Source organism: Ameyamaea chiangmaiensis (genome assembly GCF_013376175.1).
Classification (GTDB): domain Bacteria; phylum Pseudomonadota; class Alphaproteobacteria; order Acetobacterales; family Acetobacteraceae; genus Ameyamaea; species Ameyamaea chiangmaiensis.
The window spans coordinates 1-17,931 of sequence record NZ_JABXXR010000006.1; the positions used below are offsets into that span (position 1 = coordinate 1).

General features: G+C 61.8%; 14 protein-coding genes. 12 read left to right on the forward strand and 2 right to left on the reverse strand.

What is annotated here, in order from left to right; all coding sequences use genetic code 11:
* The 3 genes from HUK82_RS01650 to HUK82_RS01660 form a co-directional block, all read left to right on the forward strand.
* Nucleotides 1-897, forward strand: an 897-nt coding sequence (locus tag HUK82_RS01650) for a TSCPD domain-containing protein (protein ID WP_456304191.1), incomplete at its 5' end; no start/stop codon positions are given.
* A gap of 18 nt (nucleotides 898-915) precedes the next feature.
* Nucleotides 916-1,383, forward strand: a complete 468-nt coding sequence (locus tag HUK82_RS01655) for a RidA family protein (RefSeq protein ID WP_176612291.1) — start codon at nucleotides 916-918, stop codon at nucleotides 1,381-1,383.
* Nucleotides 1,384-1,436: 53 nt separating this feature from the next.
* On the forward strand, nucleotides 1,437-2,600 hold the full coding sequence (locus HUK82_RS01660; RefSeq protein ID WP_176612292.1) for a GNAT family N-acetyltransferase: 1,164 nt from the start codon (nucleotides 1,437-1,439) through the stop codon (nucleotides 2,598-2,600).
* A gap of 107 nt (nucleotides 2,601-2,707) precedes the next feature.
* Here the strand turns inward: HUK82_RS01660 and HUK82_RS01665 are convergent, their stop codons facing one another.
* On the reverse strand, nucleotides 2,708-3,928 hold the full coding sequence (locus HUK82_RS01665; protein WP_176612293.1) for an NADP-dependent isocitrate dehydrogenase: 1,221 nt from the start codon (nucleotides 3,926-3,928) through the stop codon (nucleotides 2,708-2,710).
* Between the two features lie 192 nt (nucleotides 3,929-4,120).
* Between HUK82_RS01665 and flgF the strand changes: the two genes are divergently transcribed.
* From flgF to HUK82_RS01710, 9 genes are all read left to right on the forward strand, one after another.
* A complete protein-coding gene (flgF, locus tag HUK82_RS01670; RefSeq protein WP_176612294.1) occupies nucleotides 4,121-4,861 on the forward strand; it encodes a flagellar basal-body rod protein FlgF in 741 nt (246 codons plus the stop codon).
* A gap of 26 nt (nucleotides 4,862-4,887) precedes the next feature.
* Nucleotides 4,888-5,673, forward strand: coding sequence for a flagellar basal-body rod protein FlgG (flgG, locus tag HUK82_RS01675; protein WP_176612295.1), 786 nt, complete (start codon nucleotides 4,888-4,890; stop codon nucleotides 5,671-5,673).
* Nucleotides 5,674-5,683: 10 nt separating this feature from the next.
* Nucleotides 5,684-6,685, forward strand: coding sequence for a flagellar basal body P-ring formation chaperone FlgA (gene flgA, locus HUK82_RS01680; RefSeq protein ID WP_176612296.1), 1,002 nt, complete (start codon nucleotides 5,684-5,686; stop codon nucleotides 6,683-6,685).
* The gene (gene flgH / locus HUK82_RS01685; protein WP_176612297.1) at nucleotides 6,672-7,433 is read left to right on the forward strand and encodes a flagellar basal body L-ring protein FlgH; all 762 of its coding nucleotides are present in this window, start codon (nucleotides 6,672-6,674) and stop codon (nucleotides 7,431-7,433) included. The genes flgA and flgH overlap by 14 nt, the downstream gene beginning before the upstream one ends.
* Nucleotides 7,434-7,871: 438 nt before the next feature.
* On the forward strand, nucleotides 7,872-11,045 hold the full coding sequence (locus HUK82_RS01690; protein WP_176612298.1) for an efflux RND transporter permease subunit: 3,174 nt from the start codon (nucleotides 7,872-7,874) through the stop codon (nucleotides 11,043-11,045).
* Nucleotides 11,045-12,226, forward strand: coding sequence for an efflux RND transporter periplasmic adaptor subunit (locus HUK82_RS01695; protein WP_176612299.1), 1,182 nt, complete (start codon nucleotides 11,045-11,047; stop codon nucleotides 12,224-12,226). The genes HUK82_RS01690 and HUK82_RS01695 overlap by 1 nt, the downstream gene beginning before the upstream one ends.
* Nucleotides 12,223-13,791 (forward strand): efflux transporter outer membrane subunit, encoded by a 1,569-nt coding sequence (locus tag HUK82_RS01700; protein ID WP_176612300.1) that lies wholly within the window; start codon nucleotides 12,223-12,225, stop codon nucleotides 13,789-13,791. Before HUK82_RS01695 ends, HUK82_RS01700 begins: the two co-directional genes overlap by 4 nt.
* A 79-nt stretch (nucleotides 13,792-13,870) precedes the next feature.
* Nucleotides 13,871-14,872 (forward strand): oxygen-dependent tRNA uridine(34) hydroxylase TrhO, encoded by a 1,002-nt coding sequence (gene trhO / locus HUK82_RS01705; protein ID WP_176612301.1) that lies wholly within the window; start codon nucleotides 13,871-13,873, stop codon nucleotides 14,870-14,872.
* 79 nt (nucleotides 14,873-14,951) lie between these two features.
* Nucleotides 14,952-15,203, forward strand: a complete 252-nt coding sequence (locus HUK82_RS01710) for a hypothetical protein (protein ID WP_176612302.1) — start codon at nucleotides 14,952-14,954, stop codon at nucleotides 15,201-15,203.
* A 9-nt stretch (nucleotides 15,204-15,212) separates the two neighbouring features.
* On the opposite strand, the gene HUK82_RS01715 is transcribed toward HUK82_RS01710, so the two are convergent.
* Nucleotides 15,213-17,804, reverse strand: a complete 2,592-nt coding sequence (locus HUK82_RS01715) for an MMPL family transporter (protein ID WP_176612303.1) — start codon at nucleotides 17,802-17,804, stop codon at nucleotides 15,213-15,215.
* Nucleotides 17,805-17,931: the final 127 nt, after the last annotated feature.

Below are 17,931 nucleotides of genomic sequence, written 5' to 3' on the forward strand. Positions count from 1 at the left end.
GTGCCGCTGCCCCCGCAGCGCTCGGTCGTGCCCGGGCTGGCCGCCGTGGCCCGTGCCATCTGGAGTGAGGCCGCGGTCCTGACCGACGCCCCCCTGTCGCGCATCGAGACCGGGTTTTCGACGCCGGGCCCGGTGGATGGCCTGCTGGGGGTGGAGACCTGCGGTCTTGCGCCGGCGTTCTCGCCCTTGAGCGCGGATGGCCATCTGGCGCTGAGCACGCGTGCCCGTCTGGCCGCGCGCGGTCTGACGCCGGAAGCCGCCCTGGCGCTCAGTCTGGCGGGCGAGCCGGTGCTGCCGCTGCCTGGGCCTGACGCTCATCTGGCGATGCACCGGGCTCTGGCCGGCTTCGTCGATCGCCTGCCGGCGCGCCCGGAGCCCCTGTCGCTGCCAATGCGCGCGAGGCTGTCCAACGAGCGCGGTGCGCACCGTCCGCTACCCGCCCGTCATGGCGGTTTCAGCCAGAAAGCAAGTGTCGGGGGGCACAAGCTGTTCCTGCGCACCGGGGAGTACGAAGACGGGACACTCGGCGAAGTTAGCCTGACCCCGGCCCGGGAAAGCCCCATGGTCCGCGGACTGATGGACTGTTTCAGCCAGTCAGTCAGCATCGGCCTGCAATACGGCGCGCCGCTTGATGCCTATGTGGACGCGTTCGCCTATACGCGCTTCGGCCCCGGGGGCACGGTGGAAGGCGATCCGGTCGCCTCCTATGCCACGTCGCTCCTTGACTACGCGTTTCGGGCCCTGTCCGATGCCTATCTAGGCAAGCGTCTGCCGGACGCGCCCCATCGCGATGAGGCACCCGAAGGCGTTCCGATGCTGCCGCTCGAACTGCCCGAGGCCACGCCGGATCACCCACCGTCCGGGGGCCGACGCGCCCGGCTACGTCTCGTCAGCTGACCATACAGGATCTTATCGATGACCCAGACCACACCCACCGACCGCCTTGCCGCCCTCGGCATCACGCTGCCGACGGCCGCCGTGCCGGTCGCCAACTATGTTGCCGCCGTGCAGACAGGGTCCACTCTGGTGGTGTCCGGCCAGTTACCCCTGGTGGACGGCAAGCTTCTCGCCACAGGCAAGCTTGGCGGCGCTGTATCGACCGAACGCGGGGTCGAGGCGGCACGCGCCTGCATGATCAACGTGCTGGCACAGCTTCAGGCCGCGATCGGCGACCTGTCGCGCGTGCGGCGCGTCGTACGGCTGGGCGGCTTCATCGCCTGCACGCCCGACTTCACCACGCATGCCGCCGTGATGAACGGGGCGTCCGATCTGGCCGTGGCAGTGTTCGGTGACGCCGGCAAGCACGCACGCTCGACCATCGGCGTGCCGTCCCTGCCGCTGGATGCCGCGGTCGAGGTCGAGGGCCTGTTCGAAATCGGCTGAACCTCTCGACGGCACCCCTTACCATGCGGCAAGGCGAGAGACATATCTGACCCATGTCCGACTGGTCTCTCGCCCTTCACCCCTCTATTGCCGATATTCCCGCCGACGCATGGGATGCCTGCGCCGGTGACGACAACCCCTTCGTCAGCCATGCCTATCTGGGATGTCTCGAAGACAGCGGATCGGCGTCGGCGCGCACCGGCTGGCTGCCGCGCCATGCGCGTCTGATCGCGCCTGACGGCCGGACCGCCGCGGTCGTGCCGCTCTATCTCAAGTCGCATTCCTGGGGCGAATACGTCTTCGATCAGGCATGGGCGCGGGCATTCCAGCAGGCGGGCGGCGCGTACTACCCGAAGATGCAGGGTGCCGTGCCGTTCGCGCCCGTACCGGGCCGGCGGTTGATGATTCGTCCCGATCTTGCCGAATCCGCGCCCGAGATCACCCGGGCACTGGCGGGGGCCTTGCAGCAGGCCTGCGCCGAACTCGACCTGTCCTCGGTCCACGTCACTTTCTGCACACTGCAGGAGCGCGAACAGCTGGCCGATGCCGGCTGGCTTGCGCGCTCTGGGATTCAGTTTCACTGGCACAACCAGGGGTATGCCACCTTCGACGACTTTCTGGGGGCGCTCGCGTCGCGCAAGCGCAAGTCCGTGCGCCGCGAGCGGCGGGACGCGCAGACCGCCGGGCTGATGTTCCGCACCCTGCAAGGGTCTGCCATCACGTCCGACCACTGGAAGGCCTTCTACCGGTTCTACTGCGCGACGATCGATCGCAAATGGGGCAGCGCCTATCTGACGCCTGCATTCTTTCCGTTGCTGTCCGAACGTCTGGGCGACCGTGTCGTCCTGATGATCGCCGAGCATGAAGGCACGCCGGTGGCCGGGGCCCTGAACCTGATGGGGCGTGACACGCTCTACGGCCGCAACTGGGGCTGCGAAGGGGACTGGCCCTTCCTGCATTTCGAGTTGTGTTATTACCGCGCGATCGAGTTCGCGATCGAACACGGTCTGGCGCGGGTGGAGGCAGGCGCGCAGGGCGAGCATAAGATCCAGCGCGGCTACGTGCCGGTCGAAACCGCCTCCGCCCATTGGATCGCGCATCCGGGCCTGCGCGCCGCCGTCGCCGAGTATCTGGACCACGAAACCCCGGCGGTGCGCGCGGAGATGGCCGAGCTGGGCACGCTGTCGCCGTATCGCCGCGACGACGGGCCTGACTGAGGCCCGGAGCCATTCCACCGAACCCTGGTCCGGCGGAATGGCTCCCGTTCATTATTTATCAATTCTTTTCAAATATTTGAACGTATCCACTCAAACCCGGTTCTGCCTTAGGCCGCCGCCATCTGCCTGGTCAGACGCTCATCGAGTGCGGCGAGGAAGGCCTCCGTGGTCATCCAGGGGGTCCCTTCACCCACCAGAGTCGCAAGGTCGCGCGTCATCTGACCATCCTCGACAGCCTCGATACAGACGCTTTCCAGTGTCTGGGCGAAATGCGTGACATCGGGCGTGTTGTCGAACCGACCCCGATAGGCCAGTCCCCGCGTCCAGGCGAAGATCGAGGCGATCGGATTCGTGCTGGTCGCGCGCCCCTTCAGATGTTCGCGGTAATGACGCGTGACCGTGCCGTGCGCCGCCTCCGACTCCACGACAGATCCGGTGGGGTCGAGCAGCACGGAGGTCATCAGGCCGAGGCTGCCGAAGCCCTGCGCGACGATATCGCTCTGCACGTCGCCGTCGTAGTTCTTGCACGCCCAGACATAGCCGCCACGCCATTTCAGCGCGCAGGCCACCATGTCGTCGATCAGCCGGTGTTCGTACGTCAGTCCGAGGCGGTCGAAATCGGCCTTGAACTCGGCATCGAAGATCGACTGGAAGACGTCCTTGAACATACCATCATAGGCCTTGAGGATGGTGTTCTTGGTCGAAAGATAGACCGGAAAACCGCGATCCCGGCCGTAGGCGAACGACGCACGGGCGAATCCCTCGATCGACGCGCGGGTGTTGTGCATCCCCAGCGCCACGCCTTCTCCCTTGAAGTCGTGCACGGCCAGTTCGATCGGCGCGGAGCCGTCCTGCGGCGTAAAGGTCATGCTCAGCGCGCCCGGTCCCGGAATACGGGTCTCGACTGCGCGGTAGATATCGCCGTAGGCATGGCGGCCAATGACGATCGGCTGGCTCCAGTGCGGCACCAGACGTGGCACGTTGTTGCAGATGATCGGCTCGCGAAAAATGGTGCCGTCGAGGATGTTGCGAATTGTCCCGTTGGGGGAGCGCCACATCTTCTTCAGGTCGAACTCCTTCACCCGGTCCTCATCCGGCGTGATGGTGGCGCATTTCACGCCCACGCCGTACGTGCGGATCGCCTCGGCCGCCTCGACGGTCACGTGATCGTCCGTCCGGTCGCGGCTTTCGATGCCGAGATCGTAGTATCTCAGATCGATATCGAGATAGGGAAGAATCAGCCTGTCGCGGATGAAACCCCAGATCACGCGGGTCATCTCGTCGCCGTCGAGTTCGACCACAGGTTCGGCGACCTTGATTTTGGCCATCAGCCCATTTCCTTTTTTTTCTTGTTCTGGACCCCGGATGGAAGGGCGTCCGTAGTGTGCGAAGCACGGCGGACATTGCAAGCGACGGATGGGTCAATTCCTCTTCAGTGTTTCGCTCGCCGCGCACTCAGGAAGGAAATTGTTAATCCTTTTGTCGGCATGATGCGGAGACGAACAAGGGATATTCGCCCCGTGGACAATCCGACCTATATCGCCCTATCGCGCCTCGATACCGCCGACCGCGCCCTGTCGATGGTCGCGACCAATATCGCCAACGCATCGACCAGCGGATACAAGGCCGAACACGGGCTGTTTTCCGACTATCTGGTCCGGCAGGACAGCGCCACGACGCCGCAGGGCGGATCGACCTATCAGTTCACGCAGGATCTCGCGACATATCGCGACCAGAGCCAGGGCCCGATGCAGGCGACCGGCAACCCGCTGGACCTGGCCCTCGGCGGCTCGGGCTATTTCTCCGTCCAGACCACCGACGGGGTGCGCCTGACGCGCGCCGGGCGCTTTCAACGCCTGTCCGATGGCACGATCGCCGACGAGAGCGGTAACGCGCTTCTGGACCGGCTGGGTCAACCGGTGCGTCTGCAACCGACCGACAAGAGCGTGACCATCAGCGCGGACGGCACCCTGACGACCGAGAGCGGGGTTGCCGCCTATATCGGTGTGGTCGAGGCGGACGATACGAACCAGCTTCTGGCGCAGGGCAACCGGCTGTTCAAAAGCCGGTCCGGCACGCGGCAGAGCACCACGCCGAAAATCGTCCAGGGGATGGTCGAGGGCAGCACCGTCCAGGCCATGGCCGAGATGACGCATATGCTTCAGATCCAGCGTGACTACACCGCCGTCATGCGCTTCGTCGAGGACGAGGGAAAGCGTCAGCAGAACGCGATCGACAAGATCGCACAGGTCATGTCCTGACCGCCCCAGCCTCAAGGAAAAGACAGATGCGTTCACTCGATATCGCCGGCACGGGCATGCAGGCCCAGCAGACCAACGTCGAAACCATTTCCAATAACATCGCGAACATGACCACAACCGGCTACAAGCGGCGCCGGGCGGAGTTTCAGGACCTGATCTATCAGGATCTGCGCCGTGTCGGCACGACAAGTTCGGATACCGGCACCATTGTTCCCTCCGGTGCGCAGGTGGGTCTGGGGGTGAAGACCGCAGCGATTTACGCGATCAATGAACAGGGCAATCTCGAACAGACCAGTAACAGCCTCGATTTCGCCATTCAGGGAACAGGCTATTTTCAGATCAGCCTGCCCTCCGGCGAAACCGCCTATACGCGGGACGGGACATTTTCCCTGTCGAATTCCGGTGAAATCGTGACATCGGACGGCTATCCCCTGTCGCCGCCGATCACCGTCCCCAACAATGCGCAGTCCATATCCGTCGACAACTCCGGCCAGATCGAGGCCACGATCGTGGGCCAGACGACACCGCAGATTCTCGGCCAGATCCAGCTCGCCGACTTTCCCAATCCCAACGGTCTCGCCGCGATGGGACAGAACCTGTTCACCCAGACTGAGGCATCGGGCAATCCGATAACCGGCAATCCCAATACCATTGGTTATGGCAACGTGCAGCAGGGTTACATTGAGACGTCGAACGTCAACGTGGTCACCGAGATCACGGACCTGATCACGGCGCAGCGCGCTTACGAAATGAACAGCAAGGTCATTACCGCATCGGACCAGATGATGCAGACCCTGACGAACCTGCAGTAACGCCCTCCAGATGCGGTCGATCCGTTCCATTGTTCTGCCAGTGGCCGCCACTCTTCTGTTCGGGGTCTCTCTGTGTCACGACGCTCGCGCGGCGACTGTCCGACCACGGATCAGCGTCGACGGAACCCGGGTTCATCTGTCCGATCTGTTTTCCGACGTGCCGCCGACGAACGACGCGGATCTGGGCGATGCCCCCCCGCTGGGGGGGAGCTTCGATATCGGAGCCGCCCAGTTACAAGCCATCGCCGCGCAATATGGGATCGATTGGTCAAACGACGGCCATCTGGCACACGCGGTCGTCACGCGGGCCAGTCGCCTGGTCACGCGGGAGGACATGGCAACCGTCATGGCAGGCGTTCTCCATGACCGGGGCACACCGGACAGCGCCCGCGTCATGGTGGCACCCTTTCCCGACACGCTCGTGCCGATAGGATTCACGGGTCCGCCGACGGTCCGGTCGCTGGACGTGTCCGGCCTGGGTGGCAGCCGCTTTCAGGCGACGCTTGAGTTTCCCGGCGACACGACACCGATCGTGCTGCGGTTGACCGGCACCATCGATATCCCCGCACGGGCCGTGGAACTTCGCCATGCCGTTCAGAGCGGAGATGCCATCACACCCGATAATGTCGTGATGGCGGACTGCCTGTCGCGCGATCTGCCCAAAGACGCGGTGCTTGCACCTGGCGACATGGACGGGATGATCGCACGGCGTCCGATCGCGGCCGGACAGCCCCTCACACGGACATCTATGGAGCGTCCCCACGTGATCCATAAGGGTGCCCCCGTGATACTGATTTATACGGCCGACAATCTTCGGATCACGGCGTCCGGGGTCGCCCTGGAAGACGCCGGTACCGGCGATCCGATCCACGTGGCCAATCCGGGCTCTCACGTCATGATGCTGGGGACGGTCATCGATCGGGGACAGGTGGAAATCCAGCCGGGGTCTATACCAACCCCGATGAACGATCGCGGGGCCTTCACCGTGGCGAACCATCATGCTCAACTCTGACCGGTCAGGGCCACGCCTGCGCCACACGTGGGGCCTGCCGCTCTTGCTGCTGCCTGTCCTACTGGCAGGATGCGGAACGTTGGGAACACTGTCCGAGATTGGACGGCCGCCCCGCATGACGCAGGTGCAGGATCCGACCCTGTCCCCCAATTATCGGCCGATTACCATGCCGATGCCGCCCTTGCAGCCGCCGCCGAGCGAACTGGCCAGTCTGTGGCGACCCGGCAGCCGCGCATTCTTCAAGGACCAGCGTGCGGCCCAGGTCGGGGATCTGATTACGATTCTGGTCGAAATCAGCGACAATGCCACTGTGGTTAACGATACCACGGCGTCGCGTGCCAACAGCCAGAGCATGGGCATTCCCAATCTCTTTGGGATCAAGCAAAAAATCGTCAGCCACCTGACAGGCGCGAACTCACTGTCCACGACCAGCAATGACGGCAACACCGCCACCGGGCAGATCACACGTAACGAGGCGATCACCCTCAGTCTGGCAGGCACAATCACGCAGGTGTTGCCCAACGGCAACTTCGTTGTGATTGCAAAACAGGAAGTCCGCGTCAATTCGGAATTGCGCGAACTGACCGTCAGTGGGATCGTTCGGCCGCAGGATATAACGGCGGACAACACCATCTCCCACGACAGGATGGCCGAGGCGCGCATATCCTATGGCGGACGCGGGCAACTGACCCAGATCCAGACACCACGCTACGGGCAGCAGGTTCTGGACGCCATACTGCCCTTCTGAGCCTTGCGGCCGGCACGGGGGCGGCGTCCACCGGCGCATCCGTCACGCTTATCGCGCGACGATAGAGAGTTGCCTCCACTGCTCCTGACGTGTCGTTATATGTTTTTTTCTCTGGCTATCATAGATGTTCGTGGCAAGTCCTGAGTGTCGAAGCCACCTGATAATCGCTGAAATTCGCGCTCCGGTGCGAACAGTGATGCAAACTCTAAAGAAAAATTCATTCTTTCCCGCAAACAACAGGAGATGCCGCGCGCGCTCTATTAAGAAATAGTCATTCTCGCCTCTGCGGGCCGGATGTCGTGTGCGCCCTCTTGTTTTATGTCTCTTTTATGTATTTTTATGTCTGCTGACCTAAACCCGTCAGTACGCCTTCTGAACACGGACAGACAGAGACCAGAGCATGCGCGATATCACGCAACGAATGGGGCATCAGCCGCCATGAACGCCATTGTCGTCACGGCGCTGAAGCGCCCGTACACCTTCGTCGTCCTCTCGATTCTGATCGTCTTGTTTGGCGTAATGTCAGCAATCAAGACGCCAACAGACGTCTTTCCTAACATCAAGATCCCCGCCATTGCGGTCGTCTGGACATACGGTGGCCTTCTGCCCGATGAATTCGCCGGCCGTATCATGTACAACTACGAGCAGGGCGTTACCTCGACAGTCGAGGGAATCGAACATATGGAGTCCGATTCCTATTACGGTCGCGGGATCGTCAAAATCTTCTTCCAGCCGGGCACGGATATCGGCTCGGCCGAAGCTGACGTGACGGCTATTTCACAAACGGTTTTGATGCAGCTCCCGGTGAAAATTCCGGCGCCGATGATCATGAAGCTCGAGGCATCTTCCGTTCCGGTCATCACACTCAAGCTCACGTCGGATACAATGACTCCGTCCGACCTCTTCAAGCTTGCCCAGATTCGCGTCAGAACGCTGCTGGTTACGGTACCGGGAGCGATCGTGCCTCATCCTTATGGTGGTATGGACGCGTTCGTGATGTTCGCGCTCGATCAAACTCAGCTGCAGGCGCACCATCTGTCGACTATGGACGTTCAGAACGTTCTTGACTCTCAGAACATCGTGCGCCCGGCGGGTGACCAGAAAATCGGTCCGACGGACTGGATGGTGCAGACGAACTCGCAACCACGCACCATGGAAGAACTGAACAACATTCCGATCAAGCGCGTAGGCAACTCGGTGGTCTACATGCATGACCTCGGGCATGTGTATCGTGGCGGACATCCTCAGACAAACCTGGTGCTCGTCAAGGGACGCCAAGCCGTCATCATGGTGGTCATGAAAAGCGGTGAAGCCTCAACTCTGGATGTTGTCTCAGGGGTGAAGGCTCTCATGCCCCGCCTGAAGCAGGTCATTCCTCCCAGCGCGCATATCTCGGTCCTGAACGACGCCTCCGGCTTCGTGAAAGACTCGATCAAAGACGTGCTTCGCGAAATGGTCACGGCCGCCTTCCTGACCGGCCTCGTGGTGTTGCTGTTCCTGGGTTCCTGGCGCTCGACTCTTATTATTGCGACGTCGATCCCCCTCGCCATTCTCTGTGCCGTCATCGGGCTGGGCTGGGCCGGTCAAACGATCAACGTCATGACGCTTGGCGGTCTAGCACTGGCCGTCGGTATTCTGGTCGATGATGCGACCGTCATGATCGAAAATATCGACACACATCTGGAGATGGGCAAGGAACTGGAGGTCGCGATCATCGACGCAGCCAACCAGATCGTTATTGCAACATTTGTGTCGACTACCTGTATCTGTATCGTGTGGTTGCCACTGTTCGAGCTTGGCGGTGTTGCCGGCTGGCTGTTCATGCCCATGGCGGAAGCCATTATCTTCGCCATGATCGCGTCGTTCATTCTTTCACGAACCCTAGTCCCTACCATGGCGAAGTTCCTGCTCGCCGGTCAGACACATGGCGGACATGGGCACGACACACACAACGACGAGTTGAAGGGCGGCAATGTATTCGCCCGCTTCCAACGCGGCTTTGAACATCGTTTCACGCACTTCCGAGAAGGTTATGGTCGCTTCCTGCAGCGAGCCATCGATAACCGTATCCGCTTCGCGTCCGTATTCCTGGGGCTGTCCGTGCTGTCGCTCGGCCTCTTCGCCGTATCCGGCCGAGACTTCTTTCCTGAGATCAAGTCAGGCCAATTGCAGATGCATTTCCGAGCGCCTCTCGGAACACGTATCGAGGTGGCTGGTCGTATCGCAACCCTTGTGAGCGATCGGATTCATCAGCTTCTGCCCGGAAAAGTTGACGACGTAGTCAGCAACTGCGGCCTTCCCGAAGGTCCGCACAACCAGGCATTTATTCCGACACCAACCATCGGCACGCAAGACTGCGATCTGACGATCTCCTTGACCAGCGAGGAGTCACCTGTCTGGGATTATCGCAAAATTCTCCGTAAGGGCTTGTCTGAAAGCTTCCCGGGCACCGCGTTCACGTTCCAGCCGGCTGATCTGACAGCACGTATTCTGAACTTCGGTTCTCCGTCACCGATCGACATCAAGATCGGTGGTCCGGAACTCAACAAGAGCTATGCCTATGCCATTGAACTGGTTAACAAGCTGAAGCTCGTCCCAGGGGCGGCCGACGTCACGTTGCAGCAGACGATGAAAACTCCAACGCTGTTCGTAAACGGAAACAGAACATTCAGCCAAGGCATGGGCGTCAGCGCTGCCAATTTGGCCGATAACGAGTTGATGACCCTGTCCGGCAGTTCCACAGTCGATCCGCAGTATTGGTACGATCCGGCATGGGGTGTGACGTTTCTGCTGAACACCTATGTCCCCCAGAACCAGTTGACGCACCTCAATAATCTACTGGCCATTCCAGTTGACAAAGGTGACGGCGACCCAAGTGGCAAAGATATGCAACTGCTCGGTGCAATCAGCACCATTACAGCAAAAGGCACGCCCGGACAGGTCTCCCATTATAACTCGATGCCCGCGTTCGACGTCTATGTTTCGGCGGAAGGGACGGATCTTGGCACAGTGCTGGCCGGCGTGAAGAAAGTGATCGCAGCAACTGCCTCTGACGTCCCGCGCGGGGCAGCTGTTGATATCGAGGGCCAAGCCCCAACGATGCGCAGCGCCTATGTTCAGCTGATCGGCGGCCTGGTTGTGTCGATCGCGCTGATTTACCTCCTGATCGTCGTGAACTTTCAATCCTGGCTGGATCCGTTCATCATCATTTCGGCTCTTCCCGGCGCCCTGGCCGGTATTGCCTGGAGCCTGTTCCTGACGCACACGCATCTTTCGGTTCCAGCTCTGACCGGTGCGATCATGTGCATGGGCACTGCAACAGCAAACTCCATCCTCGTGGTTTCTTATGCGCGTGAGCGACTGGAAATTCACGGCGATGCTCTGAAGGCGGCACTCGAGGCAGGTTACGGGCGCATCCGTCCCGTGCTGATGACAGCCGCTGCGATGATCGTTGGCATGGTCCCAATGTCGATCAGCAACTCTCAAAATGCCCCTCTGGGCAAAGCGGTGATCGGTGGCCTGTTGGTTGCAACAGTCTCCACACTTCTCTTCGTTCCCTGCGTTTACGCGATCATCTATAACCGGTCGTCGAGCCGGAAGGAGACCGTCTGATGGCTTCCCTGTCACGCAACACCGCCCTGACGGTGGGAGTTTGTGCCTGTGCAGTCCTTATCGGCTACCAAGTTGTCACGCGCGTCCACGCGGTGGGGCAACTTCGGGCCGAGACGACCGCCAATGCCATTCCAGATGTCGCCGTCATTCAGGCGAAGCCTGCGCCAAACGTCGTAAGTCTCACGCTACCTGGCAACCTCGATGCCTGGTACCAGGCGCCGATCTACCCGCAGGCCTCGGGCTATGTGAAGATGTGGTACAAGGACTATGGTGCTGACGTGCACGCCGGGGATGTCTTGGCCGAGATCAATGCACCTGGCCTTGACGCGCAATATGCACAGGCCAAGGCTGATTTAGCCGCCACAGTGGCGAAGTACAACTTGGCCGTGATCAGTGCGGACCGTTGGCGCGCCATGAGCAAATCACAGGCTGTTTCCGGGCAGTCGGTTTCGGTAGCCGAGGCCAACGAAAAAGCCAGCCGGGCCGCAATGGAAGCGGCCCAGCATAACGTTGACCGATTTGACGCTCTCGAACGCTTCAAAACTATTGTGGCCCCGTTCGACGGAGTCGTGACATCCAGAAATATTAACGTCGGCGACTACGTCAGCAGTGGTGCGGGTGAACATGGCAGTAACGGCGATGCGAGCCAGCTGTTTACCGTCTCGGACATGCACAAGATGCGCTTGTTTGTGTCGGTTCCCGAGACCTTCTCTTACATCTTGAAGCCCGGAATGACTGCCGAAGTTAGCGTTCCACAATTTCCGGGACGCACCTTCAAGGCGGACTTCCTGACGATTGCCAAGGGATATGACCCGAACACCCGTACGGCCGTGACTGAGTTCACGATCGATAACGACAAGCATGAGTTGTGGCCCGGCACGTTCGGCTCTGTCACGATGACGGCACCCGCATTAGCGGGCGTCTTCGAGATTCCAACTGCTGCTTTGGTGTTTCAGGAAAAGGGCATGCAAGTGGGCGTAGTAGACGCCAACAACATTGTTCATTATCGCAATATCGATATCGGTCGTATGGCAGACACCCAGACAGACGTTCTGTCTGGCATATCCGCCAGCGACCGGATCATCAACAACCCTCCTGCCGACCTTCTGGAAGGCCAGAAAGTGCACGTCGTCGTACCCGTGAAGGGTTATGACGAGTCGAGCGAGGAAATCGAGGGATGAGCATGCGTTCCTTGCGCCGGGCAATACTGCCCGGCTGCGCAATACTGTCGCTGGCCGCCTTGTCGGCCTGCGATCTTGCGCCGGATTACAAAACTCCGACGTTTATCGTACCGGCCGCTTGGCACGGCCAAGGTGCCTTTTCGATCGCGACCCCAGCCGATACACAATTGCCGTCCGACTGGTGGACGCTGCTGCGTGACCCGCAACTCGATGCACTCGAGAGCCGGGCCATGACCCAGAACGCGGATCTGCAGGCCGCGGCCGAGCGCTTCGTACAGGCGCGGGCGATGGTGATGCAGGCGCGCGCTGATCTGCTGCCGCATTTCGGCCTGGCTTTTGGTGCGAGCGACAACAAGCAGTCCGCCGACCGCCTGTTCCGCTATAAGGGTGCGATCACACAGACGGACGAGTTCTATGGGGGCTTGGCGTCCTGGGAGCCGGATTTCTGGTCACAGATCCGCAACCAGGTGCGTATGAGCAAATACGCAGCCCAGGAACGGGCCGCGAAATACGCGGCGGCGCGCCTGAGCCTGCAGGCCGAATTGGCGACGGACTACGTGATGCTGCGTGGTTACGACGCTCAGGATGCGATTTATCGCCAGTCGATCGCTTACTACGAGCGTGCGGTGGATGTGACACGCACGCAGTTGACCAATCAGGCGGCGCCAAAGCTTGATCTCGATCGTGCCCAGAACAGACTGTACGTCACACAGGCTGCCGAACTTGATCTTCAGGCCGAGCGCGAGGTGACGGAGCACGCAATCGCGATCCTGACCAACAGCGCCCCGCAGAGCTTTCATATTGCCCCACGCGATACCATTGGTCTGGCGCGCGTCGCTATCCCGACCGGGATCCCGTCGACGCTGCTGCAGCGCCGCCCCGATATCGCGGCCTCGGAGCGGGAGATGGCGCAGGCCAATCGCGCCATCGGCGTGGCACGGGCGGCGTTCTATCCGCATATTTCGCTCAACGCGAATGGCGGTTTCGATGCCAACGGATTCGATCTGGCCAATCTGGCCAACAGCATGTGGTCCTATGGCGCGTCCGCGTCGATGCCGATCTTCGAGGGTGGCTTGCGGCGCGCGGCGATGCAGTCGTCGTGGTCGGCCTACCGCGAGACGCGCGATACCTATCGCGGCACTGTATTGTCGGCATTCCGCGAAGTCGAGGACGGGATTTCACGTGAATCCCGGCTGTGGGCCGAGAATGATCGCCTGAAGCAGGCGGCGGCGGCGGCGATCGACATGCAGTCGATGACGATGTCGCTCTACAAGGGTGGGCTGTCGGCCTATCTGGATGCAATCATCGCGCAGGAAGCGGCGCTGGACGCGCGTATTTCGCAGGTGCAGGTCGAAGCACGCTATTTCGAGGCCGAGGTTGGACTGATCCGGGCGCTAGGTGGCGGCTGGAGCGATCGTCTGTTGCCGACGCCTGACCAGACCATGACGTTCGATGTCCTGCAGTACCAGGGTATTCACCATCCGGCACCGGCGGGTGGAATCGACATCTCGACGCATCCTGAGGCGTTCGAAAACCTCACCGCCTCGGCGCCCGCGGCACACTGAGCCCCGCCCGCAAGGCCTGACCAGCGCAAGAGCGCTGGTCAGGCTGGCGACCGACGGCAGATGGCGTTAGACCGGCATCATGCCGCCATCATCCCCAATCCCCGCCTGTTCCGAGGCACCCGAGTCCAACACCGCCGACCTGCCAGTCCGGATCGCGGCCCTCTATCGTTTCGCCCCTTTCAACGATTGCGATGGCTATCGCGCGTCGCTGCAGGCGGTGTGCGGCGCGCATGGTGTGCGCGGAATCCTTCTCGTCGCGCCCGAGGGGATCAACGGCACGATCGCGGGCAGCGACGACGCGATCGAGGCCGTACTAGGCCATATCCGCACGCTTCCCGGCTGTTCAACGCTGGAGGTTAAATACGCTCGGGCTGCCGCATTACCGTTCCTGCGCATGAAGGTACGGATCAAGCGCGAAATTGTCAGCATGGATGCGCCCGGCCTCGACCCAGCCCGCGAAGGCGGTATTCTTGTCGAGCCCGAAGCCTGGAACACTCTGATCAGCGAGCCTGGAACAATCCTGATCGACACCCGCAATGACTACGAAGTGGCGATCGGCAGCTTCGCCGGGGCGATCGACCCACACACGCAGCGCTTTCGTGATTTTCCCGACTGGTTTCGCGCCAACCGGGAGCGCCTGTTATCGACGCCCGACACCAAGATCGCGATGTTCTGCACCGGCGGCATACGGTGTGAAAAGGCCACGGCCTTTCTTCGTGCCGAAGGGGTGGGAAACGTCTTTCATCTTCACGGCGGGATACTGAACTACTTCGAGAAGGTACCGGCGTCGGAGAGCCTTTGGCAGGGCGAATGTTTCGTTTTTGACCAGCGCGTCGCGGTTACCCATGATCTGAAACCGGGCACGCATACAGTCTGCCACGCCTGCCGCGCACCGCTGAGCCACGAAGACCAGAAATCGCCCCTGTATCGTCCTGGCGAGTCGTGTCCCCATTGTCATGCGGCCCGCACAAATGAGCAGCGCGCACGCTATGCCGAGCGCGAACGTCAGGTCCAGTTGGCCAGATCGCGCGGCGCCACGCATTTGGGACAGGTCGGATCCGACAAGGACGACATCGACTGAGGGAGAAGGCACTGACTTGATCGCGTAGAAATGAGCGATCTGAACCCGTAGTTACCCTACACGCATGCATGAATCACGGATGCCGGTCGCAAGCCATGCGCCGCCGATGTTCTTCGTGTGGGATGAACATGGTGTAATCACCGTGCTCGGCAATCGAACAACGCGATTGGGACGAGATCAAAAAACAAGAACAATGGAGGGGGCTACCATGCGCCTCGCTCTTTCACACCGCCCTTTGCATATGCCGACATCACAGACGGTACTGATCATTACCGTCGCTATGGGAGCCGCCATCTTCTGGGGGCTCGCGTTCTGGATCGGCTACACCTGACAGGCTGCGTCAGTCGCGCTTGGTGGGCGGTTCCGGTAGCAACGCCGGCACGAACACCAGCGTCGCCAGCAGCGTGCACCCCAGCGACAGCAGCAGGAGCCGGCCCATGCTGGCCGTGCCCGGATGGTGCGACAGCGCCAGGGATCCGAACGCCGTGCCCGTGGTGAGTGCGGAAAACAGGACGGCGCGTGCAGTCGGCGATGACAGGGGCCGCCGGACGCCAGAACGCCAGTTCATGACGAAATAGACGTTGAACGATACGCCGACGCCCAGCAGAAGCGGCAGGGCGATGATGTTGGCGAAGTTCAGCGGTTCGGGCACCACGATGATCAGGATGACGGTCATCAGCGCCGACAGCAACAGCGGCGCCAGCACCAGAAGCACGTCACCCACGCGTCGCAGGGCCAGCAGTAGGATGATCCCTATCATCGCGAGTGCTGAGAGCGCGGCCACCGTGAACGCATGCACCATGGTGTGCGCGCTCTCGATGACGGTCACCACCGTGCCGCCGACGTCGGGCGCGACCGATCGGATCTGACCCACGAACGTGTACATGGCCGCGTCCGCACCCAGCACGTTCTTGGGCCGGATTTCCAGTCTGGCGCGGCCGTCGGGCAGAAGGTAGTTGCGCGCGATGTCAGGCGGGATGTCCGTGATCGTGACCGGGCCCGCGCCCAGCACGGTGCGTAGCTGGTCCAGCTCCTGCGGCAGGAAACGCGTCAGGAGGTCGTTTACGTGCAGCAAGCTGCCGTCCGGCTGGGTGGCGAGGGTCGACAGTTCCGACTGGATGCGGCGTAGCGGATCGTTGGCGGCCAGCTTGGACGAAATACTCGCGATCGCGTCGGCGGCCTTTTTCGCCGACTGGCGAAGTGCGGCGGCATCGGGCGCCGGAGCGGGCTGAGTGACGGTAAGGCCGGGCATCAGAAGCGACGCCGCGTCCTGAATCATGGCCAGCTTTTGCGGCTGGTCCTCGGGGACGTACGAACCCAGCCACATCACGCTGTCGACGCTTGGAAGAGCCTCGAACCGTTTGGCGTAGTCGCGAGCCTGATCCAGAGACGGGACGAGCAGTTCCGCGCTGTAAGGGGTGGTCTGCGGATTGCGCGTCAGGAGATGGATGGCCCGCATGCCTTCGGTGTGGGGGTCCTTGGTGTGCAGCGGATCGGCGTCGAAGTGCAGCATGGGCACAAGCGCCGCGCCTAGCACGGCCAGGGCCGCAAAGGTGCCCAGAATGAAACGACGATGGCGGCGCACGGCGCGATCCGCGGGCTGGGCAAAGGCAAAGCCGGAGAACCGATACTCCAGTCGCGGATGCATCAGAAGCAGGAGTGCGGGCAGAAGCGTGATGGTGCAGACGAACGCGATTAGCATCCCGATACCGGCGATCAGGCCCAGCTGGGCGACACCGATGAAGGCGGTGGGGGTAAACGCCAGAAATCCGGCGGCTGTCGCGCAGGCGGCGACCAGGATCTGATGCCCGGTCTCCGCCCCCGTATGCAGGAGCGCTTCGGTCAGGTGGGGCGAACCGCCATTGTCGGAATGCTGCGCCCGGAAACGGACGCAGAACTGAATGGCGAAATCGACCGCGATCCCGACGAACAGTACCGCGAAGGCGACGGAGATCAGATTGAGCGTGCCGACAGCAATGGCCGCGAAGCCGGTTGTCAGCGTCAATCCGAAGACGAGCACCACGACGATGGGCACGATGACGCGCCACGAACGCACAGCCAGCACAAGCCACAGCGTGACCAGCACGAGCGAGCCGGCAAGCCCCGCGACCATGCCCTGAGCAACGGTGGCGAATTCCTCGTCCGAGATTTCCACATCGCCGGTGACGAACACTTGCGCGTGTCCGTTCCTGACGAATTCAAGCGACGCGATGGCCTTTCGCATGGCGTCCGTCGCGGCCCCTCCGGGCTGGAACGAACCATAGTCCAGACGCGGCTGAGTCAGCACGAACTGGTACTGACCGGCCAGATTGGCGAGGTCGCCCGCAAGCAGGCGCTGCCACGAAAGATAGTCCGCCTTGCCCCCGGCCGCGTTCCCCAGTGCGGAGGCGAAATTGTTCAGCGGCCCGGCAAACCCGGACAGGTCCTGGCCCGCCTGCACGCCCTGCGCGACCAGCGACAGCGCATCGAACAACCCCCGCGCGGACGGATCGGCGGCCAGGGTCCCGAGGAACGCCTGCGCGTTGACCGTGTCGTCCAGCACCTGCCCCAGCGGCTTGCGGTCGAGATAGAGCAGGCCGTTGCGGGCGAGAAAGGGGTTGGCGTCCGGATCGCTGACCGTGCGGAAATCGACATGGTTGGTCGACAGGGCGGCGGTCAGGGCGCGCGCCGTCGCCTCGGCCTCTTCAGGGATATCGGCGCGGATGACGGCGACCAGCAGGTCCTGGTTTTGCGGAAAGAGATGCGCCATCTGCGCTGCCTGCCGTTTCCACGGCAGGTCGGACGAGAACATCTTGTCCGTGTCGGTGGTGACGTCGAGACGTTTGACCGTGACGCCAACCGCAAGGGCCACGAGAACGGTGAACAGGGCCGTAACGGCCAGCGCGTGGCGCGCGCATAGGGAGACGGTGCGACCGATCAATGCGGCAATCATGCTGAGAACTTCAGATCCCTGATCCTCGGCGACACGGGATCAGGAACCCGGTTGCACTGTGTGGCCCGGCGTCGCGCCGTTTGAAGGAGTCATGGGTTTGACCCAATCCCGCCCCCGCTTGCAAGCC

What these genes read in the sequence shown, in the direction of transcription:
- HUK82_RS01695 (WP_176612299.1), top strand. Translation starts at nt 11,045, where the DNA reads ATGGCTTCCCTGTCACGCAACACCGCCCTGACGGTGGGAGTTTGTGCC.
- HUK82_RS01710 (WP_176612302.1), top strand. Translation starts at nt 14,952, where the DNA reads ATGCCGGTCGCAAGCCATGCGCCGCCGATGTTCTTCGTGTGGGATGAA.
- HUK82_RS01665 (WP_176612293.1), bottom strand. Translation starts at nt 3,928, where the DNA reads ATGGCCAAAATCAAGGTCGCCGAACCTGTGGTCGAACTCGACGGCGAC.
- HUK82_RS01700 (WP_176612300.1), top strand. Translation starts at nt 12,223, where the DNA reads ATGAGCATGCGTTCCTTGCGCCGGGCAATACTGCCCGGCTGCGCAATA.
- trhO (WP_176612301.1), top strand. Translation starts at nt 13,871, where the DNA reads ATGCCGCCATCATCCCCAATCCCCGCCTGTTCCGAGGCACCCGAGTCC.
- flgA (WP_176612296.1), top strand. Translation starts at nt 5,684, where the DNA reads ATGCGGTCGATCCGTTCCATTGTTCTGCCAGTGGCCGCCACTCTTCTG.
- HUK82_RS01715 (WP_176612303.1), bottom strand. Translation starts at nt 17,804, where the DNA reads ATGATTGCCGCATTGATCGGTCGCACCGTCTCCCTATGCGCGCGCCAC.
- flgH (WP_176612297.1), top strand. Translation starts at nt 6,672, where the DNA reads ATGCTCAACTCTGACCGGTCAGGGCCACGCCTGCGCCACACGTGGGGC.
- HUK82_RS01655 (WP_176612291.1), top strand. Translation starts at nt 916, where the DNA reads ATGACCCAGACCACACCCACCGACCGCCTTGCCGCCCTCGGCATCACG.
- flgG (WP_176612295.1), top strand. Translation starts at nt 4,888, where the DNA reads ATGCGTTCACTCGATATCGCCGGCACGGGCATGCAGGCCCAGCAGACC.
- HUK82_RS01690 (WP_176612298.1), top strand. Translation starts at nt 7,872, where the DNA reads ATGAACGCCATTGTCGTCACGGCGCTGAAGCGCCCGTACACCTTCGTC.
- HUK82_RS01660 (WP_176612292.1), top strand. Translation starts at nt 1,437, where the DNA reads ATGTCCGACTGGTCTCTCGCCCTTCACCCCTCTATTGCCGATATTCCC.